Origin of the sequence: Sinorhizobium numidicum (assembly GCF_029892045.1) — a bacterium.
Classification (GTDB): Bacteria; Pseudomonadota; Alphaproteobacteria; order Rhizobiales; family Rhizobiaceae; genus Sinorhizobium; species Sinorhizobium numidicum.
The window spans coordinates 3222370-3235221 of the sequence record NZ_CP120368.1; the positions used below are offsets into that span (position 1 = coordinate 3222370).

10 protein-coding genes are annotated in these 12852 nt (G+C 61.2%); 9 read left to right on the forward strand and 1 reads right to left on the reverse strand.

All coding sequences use genetic code 11. The annotated features are described in order from the left end of the window. The first annotated feature begins 48 nt into the window (after window positions 1–48). The 7 genes from PYH37_RS26795 to PYH37_RS26825 all read left to right on the forward strand — a co-directional run bounded on the left by PYH37_RS26795 (window position 49) and on the right by PYH37_RS26825 (window position 8883). Complete coding sequence (locus tag PYH37_RS26795) at window positions 49–1500, forward strand: homospermidine synthase (protein ID WP_280734492.1); 1452 nt, start codon at window positions 49–51, stop codon at window positions 1498–1500. A gap of 300 nt (window positions 1501–1800) precedes the next feature. Further along, window positions 1801–2166 carry an outer membrane lipoprotein Omp10 gene (gene omp10, locus PYH37_RS26800; protein WP_280734493.1) on the forward strand — a complete coding sequence of 122 codons (366 nt, stop codon included), beginning with the start codon at window positions 1801–1803 and terminating at the stop codon, window positions 2164–2166. A 318-nt stretch (window positions 2167–2484) separates the two neighbouring features. Then, a complete protein-coding gene (locus PYH37_RS26805; RefSeq protein ID WP_280734494.1) occupies window positions 2485–4365 on the forward strand; it encodes a 5'-nucleotidase C-terminal domain-containing protein in 1881 nt (626 codons plus the stop codon). Window positions 4366–4644: 279 nt separating this feature from the next. Beyond that, a complete protein-coding gene (hemH, locus tag PYH37_RS26810; RefSeq protein WP_280734495.1) occupies window positions 4645–5679 on the forward strand; it encodes a ferrochelatase in 1035 nt (344 codons plus the stop codon). A gap of 143 nt (window positions 5680–5822) precedes the next feature. Next, window positions 5823–6815 (forward strand): SPFH domain-containing protein, encoded by a 993-nt coding sequence (locus PYH37_RS26815; RefSeq protein ID WP_280734496.1) that lies wholly within the window; start codon window positions 5823–5825, stop codon window positions 6813–6815. A gap of 10 nt (window positions 6816–6825) precedes the next feature. After that, window positions 6826–7281, forward strand: a complete 456-nt coding sequence (locus tag PYH37_RS26820) for an NfeD family protein (protein ID WP_280734497.1) — start codon at window positions 6826–6828, stop codon at window positions 7279–7281. Window positions 7282–7440: 159 nt separating this feature from the next. After that, complete coding sequence (locus PYH37_RS26825) at window positions 7441–8883, forward strand: outer membrane beta-barrel protein (protein ID WP_280734498.1); 1443 nt, start codon at window positions 7441–7443, stop codon at window positions 8881–8883. Between the two features lie 105 nt (window positions 8884–8988). On the opposite strand, the gene galU is transcribed toward PYH37_RS26825, so the two are convergent. Then, window positions 8989–9876, reverse strand: a complete 888-nt coding sequence (gene galU / locus PYH37_RS26830) for a UTP--glucose-1-phosphate uridylyltransferase GalU (protein WP_280734499.1) — start codon at window positions 9874–9876, stop codon at window positions 8989–8991. Between the two features lie 302 nt (window positions 9877–10178). On the opposite strand from galU, the gene PYH37_RS26835 reads away from it, so the two are divergent. Further along, window positions 10179–11396 (forward strand): lytic murein transglycosylase, encoded by a 1218-nt coding sequence (locus tag PYH37_RS26835; protein ID WP_280734500.1) that lies wholly within the window; start codon window positions 10179–10181, stop codon window positions 11394–11396. A gap of 105 nt (window positions 11397–11501) precedes the next feature. Then, the gene (locus tag PYH37_RS26840; protein WP_425336123.1) at window positions 11502–12773 is read left to right on the forward strand and encodes an SGNH/GDSL hydrolase family protein; all 1272 of its coding nucleotides are present in this window, start codon (window positions 11502–11504) and stop codon (window positions 12771–12773) included. Window positions 12774–12852 lie beyond the last annotated feature (79 nt).

Genomic DNA, 12852 nt, shown 5'->3' on the forward strand with positions numbered 1-12852 from the left:
CGCTATTCAACCACCGCCTAGGGACGTTTTCTCAGGAGAAAGACAAAAATGGCAGACACCACCTACCCGGTTTACGGCGAGATCACCGGTCCGATCGTCATGATCGGTTTCGGTTCGATAGGCCACGGCACATTGCCGCTGATCGAACGCCACTTCAAGTACGACAAGGACCGGTTGATCGTGGTGGAACCTCGTGAGGATGCCAGGGACACCGAGATTTTCGCGCGCCACGGCGTGCGCCATGTCCGCGCCCACGTGACGAACGACAACTACAAGGAACTGCTGAAGCCGCTGTTGACGGAAGGCGGCGGCCAGGGCTTCTGCGTCAATCTCTCGGTCGATACATCGTCGCTCGATCTCATGAAGCTCTGCCGCAAGCTCGACGTGCTCTACATCGACACGGTGGTCGAGCCTTGGCTCGGTTTCTATTTCAACACCGAGGCCGATACCTCCGAGCGCACCAATTACGCCCTGCGCGAGACGGTCCGCCGGGAGAAGGAAAAGAACCCTGGCGGCACCACCGCTGTTTCGACCTGCGGCGCCAACCCGGGCATGGTCTCCTGGTTCGTCAAGAAGGCGCTGCTCAACCTCGCCGACGACCTCGGTCTCAAATACGAGGAGCCGCATCAGGACGATCGCGAAGGCTGGGCAAAGCTGATGAAGAAGGCCGGCGTCAAGGGCATCCATATCGCCGAACGCGACACCCAGCGCGCAAAGCACCCGAAACCGCTTAACGTGTTCTGGAACACCTGGTCGGTCGAAGGCTTCATTTCGGAGGGCCTGCAGCCGGCCGAACTCGGCTGGGGCACCCACGAAGACTGGATGCCGAAGAACGCAAAGAAACACAAGAAGGGCTGCAGAGCGGCGATCTACCTGGAACAGCCGGGCGCCAACACCCGTGTTCGCACCTGGTGCCCGACGCCCGGCCCGCAATACGGCTTCCTCGTCACCCACAACGAATCGATCTCGATCGCCGACTTCTTCACCGTCCGCGACAAGAGCGGCGATGCCGTCTATCGCCCAACCTGCCATTACGCCTATCATCCGGCGAACGACGCCGTTCTGTCGCTGCACGAAATGTTCGGCAACAGCGGCAAGGCGCAGCCGGAACTGCATGTTCTGGACGAGCACGAACTCGTGGATGGCATCGACGAGCTCGGCGTGCTGCTCTACGGCCACGACAAGAACGCCTACTGGTACGGCTCGCGCCTTTCGCTGGAAGAGACCCGCCGCATCGCGCCCTATCAGAACGCCACCGGCCTGCAGGTGACGAGCGCCGTTCTCGCTGGGATGGTCTGGGCGCTTGAGAACCCGAACGCCGGCATCGTCGAGGCCGACGAGATGGACTACAAGCGTTGCCTCGAAGTGCAGCTCCCCTATCTCGGTCCGGTCGAAGGCCACTATACCGACTGGACGCCACTCGACGGCCGTCCCGGCCTGTTCCCGGAGGATATCGATACCAGGGATCCCTGGCAGTTCAGGAACATCCTCGTCCGCTAGAACCGAGCCCGGAGCAGCTGCTCCGGGCTTTTTTCAAGAGGCGTATCGGGCGCGAGCTATCGCACCCGGTCTTGCTTTCAACTCCTGATCGCGGCATGTTCGGCGAATGAACCAGGCCACGCCTATCGCGTCAAACGCTGTTCAGGCGCGCAAAGGGCGTTGTGGCACTTTGGGTTGCCTCGTTATTTATCTTAAATCGGTTCCGATTTACGGAATTATGCATTAGAGCGGGATGAGGAAAGTGTGCAGCGGTTTTGCGTTCGCATCCCGCTCCAACTCGTGACGCGGGAGAAAACGCCGATGAAGACCTTCGCCATTCTTACCCTCCTGGCAACTGCCACGGCATTGGCGTCCTGCCAGTCCTCGCCGAGAGAAATCCGCGAAGTTCCATCAGGCCGGGCAACGGGTGTCGAGGGCGCATGGGTCGATCCGAATGGCATCGTCTCCACCTTCGCAGGCGGTACGTTCTCGACGCGCACCACTGATACCAATCAGCTTCTCGCTTCCGGCAATTACGTGAATCTCAGCCCGACGCTGGTTGAAATCAGCATGACGTCGCTGGTGCGCAACACCCAGTCCAAGGTCAACTGCGCGCTGGTGACGACCAATCAGCTCAATTGCACAACGGATGCCGGGGCACAATTCTCGCTGGCGCGCCGCGGCTGAGATTACAGTGCCGTGCGTCTTTTCAGACGCACGAAGATCGCTGCAACGCTTTGAATTGCTGTATAATTCCTCAAATCGGTTCCGATTTGAGGAACCATGCCGCAGCACCCCCTCACAGAAGCCCCCGCAACGGGCTTTTGTTGTTTCTGAGCCGGCTTAACCCTACTTCGAATCCGGCAAAGAAGGTGTGCGTTTAGCGCTTGAAGTCGGCACGAACTGGTGAAAACATCCGGCGTGGGAAAATCGCCTCGGTCGAAGAGGGCCTTATTCAAGAGTTTGGAAACGGCCGGCAGACAACAGGCAAGACAGGAGAGCATCATGATCAGACACATGCGGACCGGCCTTCTGACCGCGTCCATCCTCGCCCTCTCATCGGGCGCCGCCCTCGCCGATTATGAATTGAACATCCTGCACATCAACGATCTTCACTCGCGCATCGAATCGATCAACAAGTTCGAGTCGACCTGCTCGGCCGAGGAGGAAGGCAAGAACGAGTGCTTCGGCGGTGTCGCTCGCCTGAAGACGCTGATCGACCAGAAGCGCCAGGAACTGACTGGCAAGAATATGCTTCTCCTGAATGCCGGCGATAATTTCCAGGGCTCACTCTTCTTCACAACCTACAAGGGTGACGCTGAAGCGGAATTCCTGAACCTGATGAAGTTTGACGCGATGACAGTCGGCAACCACGAATTCGACGAAAGCGAGGATGGGCTTGCCAGCTTCCTCGACAAGGTCACCTTCCCGGTCGTCACCGCCAATGTGCTGCCAAGCCACAAGTCGAAGATCGGCGACCGGATCAAGCCGTCGATCGTGCTTGATGTCGGCGGCGAGAAGATCGGGATCGTCGGGGCTGTCGCTAACGACACACCCGAACTCGCTTCGCCGGGACCGGATATTCTGATCGGCGAGGACGTCGCGACGATCACCAGCGCGGTGGAGGAGATCAAGAAGCAGGGCGTCGACAAGATCATCGCTCTTACCCATGTGGGCTATCCACGTGATCTTGCCGCCATTGCAAAGATTCCGGACGTCGATGTCGTGGTCGGTGGCCATTCGCACAGCCTGCTTTCGAATACCGACGAAAAGGCCGAAGGCCCCTACCCGACCATGGTCGACAATCCCGGCGGCTACAAGGTACCCGTGGTGCAGGCTGCCTCCTACAGCAAGTATCTCGGCGATCTCGTTGTTACCTTCGACGACGGCGGCGTGGTCAAGGCCGCCAAGGGCGACCCGATCCTCGTTGATTCCTCGGTGAAGCCGGACGAGGCGGTTCTCGCGCGCATCAAGGAACTTTCCAAACCGATCGAAGAGCTGAAGACGAAGGTCATCGCCAAGACCGAAGCCCCGATCGACGGATCGCGCGAAAATTGCCGCGCGAAGGAATGCGAGATGGGCAGTCTCGTGGCGGACGCCATGCTCGATCGCGTCAAGGACCAGGGCGTGACGATCGCCATCGCCAACGGCGGTGGCCTGCGCGCTTCAATCGACGCCGGCGACGTCACGATGGGGGAAGTGATCACCGTGCTCCCCTTCCAGAACACGCTCGCGACGTTTCAGCTGAAGGGCGCCGATATCCGGGCAGCCCTGGAGAATGGCCTCAGCAAGGTCGAGGAGGGCGGCGGGCGTTTCCCGCAGGTGGCCGGCCTGAAATATGCGTTCGATCGCTCGAAGCCGGCCGGCAGTCGGGTCGTTTCTGTCGAGGTGAAGGAAGCCGACGTCTTTGCGGCGCTTGATCCGGAAAAGACCTATTCGCTCGTCAGCAACAACTTCATGCGGGGCGGCGGCGACGGCTATGCCGTCTTCAAGACCAAGGGCGAGAACGCCTACGACTACGGTCCGGGCCTTGAGACGGTGCTCGCCGAGTATCTCGCTGCGCATCAGCCGTTCAAACCCTATACCGATGGCCGCATCATGGAAGTTGCCGCTGCGGCAGGAACGACGGCGGCTGAACCGGCGACGCAAGCACCAGCCGAAAGCGGTGCTGCTGCCCCCGCTCCCGCCCCCCAGCCGCCGGCCGAAACGGCTGCTGCTGCCGCCGGTCCGCAGAAACATGTCATCGCCAGGGGCGATACGCTCTGGGATCTGGCCGAATCCTTCTATGGCGACGGTATGCAGTGGAAGAAAATATCCGCAGCGAATGGCGAGCCGGCGCCACGGATGCTCGAGATCGGGCGCGAGCTCGAGATTCCGGCCAAGTAAGACAATTTGCCTCGGCTTCGACACCGGCGCGGGCTTTCCCGCGCCGGTTTTTCTTTTTAGAAGGATTTGAAACTGTCGGCGCAGCGATAGCTACTGCATGGTTCCTTAAATCGGAACCGATTTAAGGATAAAACCACGCAGCAATTCAAAGCGTTACCGCGACCTTAGTGCGTCCGAAAAGACGCGCGGCGCGGTAATGCATGTCGCCCAAAAATGTGCAGCGGTTTTGGGACGATGACATGCATAAAACAAAGACATAAAGTGCCCATGAGGACCGAGATGACGACCGCACAGGCCGAACCGACCACCGAACATCCTGCCGTGAAATACGGCAAAATAGGCGTGCTGCTGGTGAATCTCGGAACGCCGGACGGCACGGATCCCACCTCCATGCGCCGCTACCTCAAGGAATTCTTAAGCGACAAGCGCGTCATCGAGTGGTCGCGTCTTTTCTGGTACCCGATCCTCTACGGCATCGTGCTCAATACGCGTCCGCGCAAGGTCGGCAAGGCCTACGAGCTTATCTGGAACAAGGAGTTGAACGAGAGCTGGTTGCGCACCTACACGCGCAATCAGGCGGCTCTGATGGCCGAGAGCTTTACCGATCAGCCGCAGGTGGTCGTGGACTGGGCTATGCGCTATGGCCAACCTTCGATCGCCTCGCGCCTGGAGGCACTGCAGAAGGCCGGATGCGAGCGCATCCTCGTTTTCCCGCTCTATCCGCAATATGCGGCCGCGACGACGGCGACCGTCAACGACAAGGCGTTCGAGGCGCTGTTGAAGATGCGGTGGCAGCCGGCACTGCGGACCGTGCCGCCCTACCACGACGATCCGGTCTATATCGACGCACTCGCCACCTCGATCGGCAGCCATCTCTCGAGCTTGGATTGGGAGCCTGAAGTCGTCCTTGCCTCCTTCCACGGCATTCCGAAGAGCTATTTTGAGAAGGGTGACCCTTACTACTGTCAGTGCCAGAAGACCGCGCGCCTGCTGCGCGAGAAGCTCGGCTGGCCGGAAGAGAAGCTGCAGGTCACCTTCCAGTCCCGCTTCGGTCCGGAGGAATGGCTGCAGCCCTATACCGACGCAACGGTCGAGAGGCTCGCCAAGAACGGCGTCAAGCGCATTGCCGTCATCAATCCCGGTTTCGTCTCCGACTGTCTGGAGACGCTCGAGGAAATCGCCGGCCAGGCTGCCGAAAGCTTCCTCCACAACGGCGGCGAGAAATTTGCGCATATCCCATGCCTCAACGACAGCGCCGAGGGCATGGCGGTGCTCAACCACGTCGTGCACCGGGAACTCGAGGGCTGGCTGTAGAGCGGCATGAGAAGGGCCATGCGGCTTTTTGCACGCTAATCGGCGCCGCCCGTTTCAGCTGTGCTTGAAATATTCCCGCGAATCGCAACGTGATATCCTGGGCAGCGCTCCAACCCTGGAGTTGCAGAGAGGGAGGATGATCCTTGGTCGGCTTGGATTACGCGGTCATTGCGCTCGTCGTTTTTGTACTTTTCGTAATTATCACAGGGGTCAAGACGGTCCCGCAGGGCTATCAATACACCGTCGAGCGGTTCGGTCGATACGTAAAGACCATTGAACCGGGTTTGAACTTCATCTTCCCCGTCGTCGATCGCATCGGCGCCAAAATGAACGTGATGGAGCAGGTGCTCGACGTCCCGACCCAGGAGGTCATCACCAAGGACAATGCCAGCGTGGCGGCGGACGCGGTGGCCTTTTACCAGGTACTGAACGCAGCACAGGCCGCCTACCAGGTCTCCAATCTCCAAAATGCGCTGCTCAATCTGACGATGACGAATATCCGCTCGGTCATGGGCTCGATGGATCTCGACGAGCTTCTGTCGAACCGCGACACGATCAACGATCGGTTGCTACACGTCGTGGACGAGGCCGCCAGTCCCTGGGGCATCAAGATCACTCGTGTCGAGATCAAGGACATCGCTCCGCCGAAGGACCTGGTCGACGCCATGGCGCGGCAGATGAAGGCCGAGCGCGAAAAGCGCGCCCAGGTGCTTGAAGCCGAAGGCGCCAGAAACGCTCAGATCCTGCGTGCCGAGGGCGCGAAGCAATCCGCCATTCTTCAGGCGGAAGGCCAGCGCGAGGCCGCCTACCGCGAGGCGGAAGCGCGCGAGCGCCTGGCGGAAGCGGAGGCCAAGGCAACGAAGATGGTTTCGGAGGCGATCGCCGCCGGCGACGTGCAGGCGATCAACTATTTCGTCGCGCAGAAATACACCGAGGCGCTCGCCTCGATCGGCACAGCGAACAATCAGAAGATCGTCCTGATGCCGATGGAAGCTTCATCGCTGATCGGCTCGCTCGGCGGCATCGGCGCCATCGCCAGGGAGGTTTTCGGCGATAGCCAGACACCGGCCTCTCCGCGCCAGCGTCAGTCGACGCCCCGGACCGGACCGTCGCCCAATTCTTCGGAAACGCCTTGAGGATCGAGCCATGATCGCGCGCATCGCCCTCGAACTCGGTCCCTGGAGCTGGTGGGTACTCGGCCTCGTTCTGCTGGCGGCGGAAGTGGTCATGCCGGGTGTCTTTCTGGTGTGGATCGCGCTTGCGGCGCTCGCCACGGGCGCTCTGTCGCTCATCCTTTGGGATGCTGCATTCTGGGCCTGGCAGGTGCAACTCGTCGTCTTCGCCCTGTTTTCGGTCGTTGCGGTCCTGATCGGCCGGCGCTTCATCTCCTCTTCCAAAGCGAGTGACGAACCGCTGCTCAACAGGCGTGGCGAAAGCCTCGTCGGCCGTACGGCCGTGCTCGAGCAGCCGATCGCGGAGGGTCGCGGGCGCGTGCGTCTGGACGACACGACCTGGTCGGTCGAAGGCCCCGATCTTCCCGTCGGGACACGCGTTCGCATCGTCGCGAGCAGCGGTCGCCATCTGACCGTCGAGCCTGCCTGAGGGTCGTGATCAGCTCGAAATCATCGTGATCGATTGCAGGAGGGGGAAGCGGGCGGAAAACCCCGCGCAGTTCCTCGTTCCGCTCTCGGAAACCATTGATTAACCATGCGCCTTTACTGTTGCGAAACGATTGCAATCAGGTTCGCGGACAGACGGCCGATGGTGCCCAATATTTCACGCTCGATCACGCCGGGCACGTTGCGCCCGAAGATACCGGCGTGGCTGTTGGCCGGCTGCGCCGTTCTCGCTTTTACCCCGGCGGGCGCGCAAAACCTCGGCAACCTGCCGATCGCAAACGCCTCGGTGGTCGGGACGGCGGGTCAAGCGGGGAATGCCGCGGCGATCCCTGATCCGCAGACGACCGGAGCCGTCGTCGGCGCGGATCTCACTCCAGCGCTCGACGAGGATTTCAACCGTCTGAACCGGCGCGAGGAGACCATCGATGGCCTTCGCACGCGCGCCGATCCCGATGACGGTCAGGCGCCCGGTATTCGCATCGGCACCTTCGTCCTGAAGCCGGCCCTCAGCGAAACCTTCAACCACGAACGGCAAAAGACCGGCGACCGCAGCGAAAGCCGGAGCTTCGTCGAGACCGGCCTTAAAGGGTCGCTCACTTCGGACTGGTCGCGCCACCAGCTGAGCGTCACCGGGGAAGGCGTCCTGCAGAACAACGTATCCGGCGTGGGCGAGGAAGAACCGCGCGCCGACATCGATGCGGAGCTGCGCCTCGACCTCAGCGACGAAACGATTGCCAGGCTGAGGGCGGGTTACAGTTTCGAGCGGGAGGATGCCAACGACCCGAACGCCATCGCCAATGCCGAGACCCAATCCGGCGTCAATACCTACCGCCTCGGTGCGGCGGTCGAACGCGATTTCGGCCTCATTCGCGGATCTGTGGGCGTAGATTTCGAGCGCCGGACTTACGGTGATGTTGAACTCGACGACGGCACGACGCTTTCCGTCGAGGATCGCAACCGCAATCTCGGCACCCTCGACGCTCGTATCGGCTATGAAATTTCGCCTGCGCTGATCCCCTTCCTCGAAACCTCGGTCGGCAAATCCGTCTATGACCTGCGCCGGGACACGCTCGGTTTCGAGCGTTCCTATCAGAGCTATGCGGGGCGCGGCGGCGTGGAGGTCGATTTCGGCGAGAAGCTCAACGGCGAAATCGCGCTCGGGTATGAAACCTACCATTTCGACGACAGCCGCCTCGGCGACCTGCGCGGCCTTTCGATCGACGGACGCGTCAACTGGTCCCCGCAGCGAGGGACGGACGTGCTTTTCGGCGTGCTCAGCTATCTCAATCCGTCGACGACGCCGGGTGACGCGGGTTCAATCGACTACGCGCTGACCAGCATCGTCACGCATGAGTTGCGCTCGGCGCTGCTTGCCAGGCTGTCGAACAGCGTGACGCTGCGCAATTTCCCGTCGGATGCCACCTCCTCCGACGAAACCACCTGGCGCACCGGCGCCGGCCTGACCTGGGACATGAACCGCTATCTCGCCTTGACGGGAGACGTCAGTTACGAGCGTACGAACAGGGATCGCGGCCCTTCGAGCGACACGGCGCGCGTCGGCGTGGGGCTCGCATTGCGGCGCTAGATCGTTCTGAGAGAAAAGCAACCGGTTTCCGGCCGCGTGCTCGCGCCTGAAAATGAGAAAGAGGCTGCGCCCGAGAGCGCGGCCTCTTTCATTCAGGTGAAATCGTCACCTCAGGCCTTGCAACAAAGCCTTCAGCGGTTGCTCGACAGTCGGGCGAATATCGCTGCGCTCGAGAGCGAAGGCGACGTTCGCGAGGATGAAGCCGTCCTTCGCGCCGCAGTCGTAAGTATCGCCGCGGAAGTGATAGGCGGCGAACGGCTCCGTGGCCGAAAGCTTCACCATCCCGTCGGTCAACTGGATCTCGTTGCCCGCGCCGCGCTCTTGCCGCTCGAGAATCGGGAAGATTTCCGGCTGCAGGATGTAGCGGCCGTTGATGAAGAAATTCGATGGCGCTGTGCCCGGCGCCGGCTTCTCGATCATTTTGGTGATCCTGAAGCCCTCGCCGATCTTTTCACCGACACCGACGATGCCGTATTTGTGAGCCTGATCCGGAGCGCATTCCTCGACCGCAATGACGTTGCCGCCGCTCTGCTCATAGAGCTCGACCATGCCCTTTAGGCAGCCCTTCTCGCCCTTCATGATCATATCGGGCAGCAAAAGCGCGAATGGTTCGTTGCCGACGAGGTCGCGCGCGCACCAGACCGCGTGGCCAAGGCCGAGAGGCGCCTGCTGGCGCGTAAAGCTGGTGGTGCCGGCCTTCGGGAGGATGGCATCGAGGAGCTCGATTTCCGCCTTCTTGTTGCGCTCGCGCAGCGTCTGGTCCAGCTCGACTTGAATATCGAAATAGTCTTCGATCACCGCCTTGCTGCGGCCGGTCACGAAGATCAGATGCTCGATTCCCGCTTCCAGCGCCTCATCGACGACGTACTGGATGACCGGCTTGTCCACCACCGTCAGCATTTCCTTCGGGACCGCCTTGGTGGCGGGAAGGAAACGCGTTCCCAGTCCCGCGACGGGGAACACGGCTTTGCGGACTTTACGCTTGTCGGTCATAGACACCTCCTTGCAGTGGTTTCTCAGTCTAGCCTGAAACAGGCAAATTGAATTGGATTTAGTCGCCGATTTGCTATTTTTTTACGAATGAAGACGACGTGGATTTTTCATGGTAAAGACTTTGTTGACTTCGTTTCTGTAGGCTCTCCTCCGATCCGAAACGGTTCAAACCGTTCGGCCCCTAGAAGAACCGCATGCTGCCCTTTCCAGCGGCCTGCTGCGGGCAACATTGCAAACCCGGAGTATTCCGTCCGGCATGAACGCCGGCTGAACGCTCCGCCGAGAAACGGAACCGACAGCTGATGATCAGAAACCGCAGGACGTTCTTTCGACATATCGCAGCCGCTCTCGTTATCGCCGCCGCGCTTGGTTCGTCGCCCGCGCGTGCGGATTCAGGTTTTCAGAGCTGGATCAACAATTTCTACGCCACCGCCGCCAAGAGCGGCATCACCCAGGCGACCTACCGCAGGGCCTTTGCCGGCGTGAAGACGCCCGATCCGGCAGTCATCGAAAAGGCGAACTTTCAGCCCGAATTCAAGCACAAGATCTGGGAATATATCGACTCGCGTGTCAATCCGTACACCACGCGCATCGGCCAGGAAATGGCGGCGAAACACGCCCGCACGCTCAATGCTTTGGAGCGGCACTACGGCGTCGACAAGACCATCCTGCTGGCGATCTGGTCGATGGAATCGAACTATGGCGCCGTGCTCCAAAAGGACGACCGGCTGCACTACGTGCCGCGCGCACTGGCGACCCTTGCCTATGCCGACCCGAAGCGGGCGAAATTCGCGAGGACCCAACTTATCGCGGCGCTGAAGATCCTGCAGCGCGGCGACATCACTCCGCGCGAACTGACCGGCTCCTGGGCGGGCGCCATGGGTCACACGCAATTCATTCCGACGAGCTATCTGCTCTACGCCGTTGATGCCGACGGAAACGGGCATCGGGACATCTGGAACTCGGTTCCCGATGCGCTGGCAACGGCCGCCAATCTGTTGAGGAAAAACGGTTGGCAGCCGGGCGAGACCTGGGGCTACGAGATCGTGGCACCGGCCAATGCGGCGAAATATGCGGGCCAGACGAAGACGCTCGGCCAGTGGGCCGCGCTCGGCTTCATCCGCCCGAACGGCAAAGGCTTCAGCAACCCGAAGACGCGGGCCGAACTCAAGCTGCCGGGCGGCGGCAAAGGTCCGGGCTTCCTGATGACGCGCAACTTCTTCGTTATCAAGCGCTACAACGCCTCCGATTCCTACGCGCTTGGCGTCGGCCTCCTCGCCGACCAGATTGCCGGCTACGCCGGAATGCAGCAGCGCTGGCCGCGTCCGGACGGCTCGCTCGACATCAGCGAGAAGTTCGAGCTGCAGAACCGGCTGAAGGAACTCGGCTACTACAACGGCGAAGTCGACGGCAATTTCGGCTCAGGCTCCAAGGCCGCAATCCAGGCGTTTCAGGCGCAGAACGGCCTGGCCCCGGACGGCGAACCGACGCAACATCTCCTGCGCGCACTGCGCAAGTGATCGCGACCGGCGCGATCTCTCCCGATCACGGCGATTTTCAATCATTCGGTGCCAAATCGCCGTGATTTGGCGTATGGTGGGGCAATCCTGCCACTTGACGGTGAAGTGACTATGCTGACAACCAGAGACGCCGGGAAGGGCCGGTTCTTGCGTCCGCTTCGTTTAGCGCCGATTTTTATGGGTGCGATGGCGATGCTCGTTGCCGGTCTCTTCGCCACCATGGCCGAGGCGCAGGAGCCGGTCCCTCGCCGCAATCTGCTTCAGAAGTTCTTTGGCGTCTTCGTGCCCCAAAGACGCATCTACTACCAGGACCAATACGATTTTCCCCGGCAGCCCAGACCCCGCCGGATGCAGAAGCGCCGGCAGCAACCGGCGGAGCCGCAACAACCGCGCCAGCAACGCGCCAAGCCGCGCCTCGCCGAGACGCCGCCCCCCGCTCCGGTCGTCGAGAAGTCGCCGGACGCAAAAAAAGTCCTGGTCGTCGGCGACTTCGTTGCTGGAAGCCTCGGCGACGGCCTGAAGGTTGCGTTTGAAACGACGCCGGGGATTGCGGTCGAAACACGGGCGAGCGGCTCGTCGGGCCTCGTCCGGAACGACTATTTCGACTGGCCGAAAATCCTCTCCGACTATGTCTCCGAACTGAAGCCTTCAGTGATCGTCGTCAGCCTCGGCGCCAACGACCGCCAGTTGATGCAGATCGGCGACACGAAGGAGAAGTTCCGCACCGACGTCTGGATGGAAGAATACCGCAGACGCGTCAATGCGTTCGCGGCGCTGGCACGAAAGGACAAGCTGCCGGTTCTCTGGGTCGGCATGCCGCCCTTCCAATCGACGGCCATGACCGCCGATATGGTGACCTTCAATGGCATCTTCCGCGAAGAGGTCGAGAAGGCCGGCGGCCAATTCATCGACATCTGGGACGGCTTCGTCGACGAGAGCGGCAAGTTCGTATTGACGGGTTCGGACATCAACGGCCAGCAGGTCCGCCTGCGCGGTTCGGATGGTATCAACCTGACCAAGGCAGGCAAACGCAAGCTCGCTTTTTATGTCGAGAAGGACATTCGGAAGCTGCTCGGCGAGGCAGCCGCAACGGATACCGACGTGCCGGGCGCCGAGGGACTTAAGGATCTTGTCGTGACGGCGCCGCTCGCGAACGAGGATATCGTCAAGACCCAGCCGATCAGCGTGACCGACCCGGCACTGGACGGGGCAACCGCGCTTCTCGGCGGCGACGCCCCTCCGAAAGGCACGGGCAAGAGCCCCAGGGACCTGCTTGTCGAAAAGGGCGAGATACCGCCAGCCCCTCCCGGACGCATCGACGATTTCCGTCTGGTAAAGCCGCAAGCGGTGATCAGTAGGCCGATGAGCCGGAACTGAGCGGCTACTCCCCGTAAGCGGGGCGAAGGAAACGCGTCGCAAAACATCGATCTCAAATCCCCTCGCCCGCGTGCGGGGA

Coding starts and splice junctions, on each gene's coding strand:
- galU (WP_280734499.1), bottom strand. CDS start 9,876: ATGACCGACAAGCGTAAAGTCCGCAAAGCCGTGTTCCCCGTCGCGGGA.
- PYH37_RS26820 (WP_280734497.1), top strand. CDS start 6,826: ATGATCGCGCGCATCGCCCTCGAACTCGGTCCCTGGAGCTGGTGGGTA.
- omp10 (WP_280734493.1), top strand. CDS start 1,801: ATGAAGACCTTCGCCATTCTTACCCTCCTGGCAACTGCCACGGCATTG.
- PYH37_RS26795 (WP_280734492.1), top strand. CDS start 49: ATGGCAGACACCACCTACCCGGTTTACGGCGAGATCACCGGTCCGATC.
- PYH37_RS26835 (WP_280734500.1), top strand. CDS start 10,179: ATGATCAGAAACCGCAGGACGTTCTTTCGACATATCGCAGCCGCTCTC.
- PYH37_RS26825 (WP_280734498.1), top strand. CDS start 7,441: ATGGTGCCCAATATTTCACGCTCGATCACGCCGGGCACGTTGCGCCCG.
- PYH37_RS26805 (WP_280734494.1), top strand. CDS start 2,485: ATGATCAGACACATGCGGACCGGCCTTCTGACCGCGTCCATCCTCGCC.
- hemH (WP_280734495.1), top strand. CDS start 4,645: ATGACGACCGCACAGGCCGAACCGACCACCGAACATCCTGCCGTGAAA.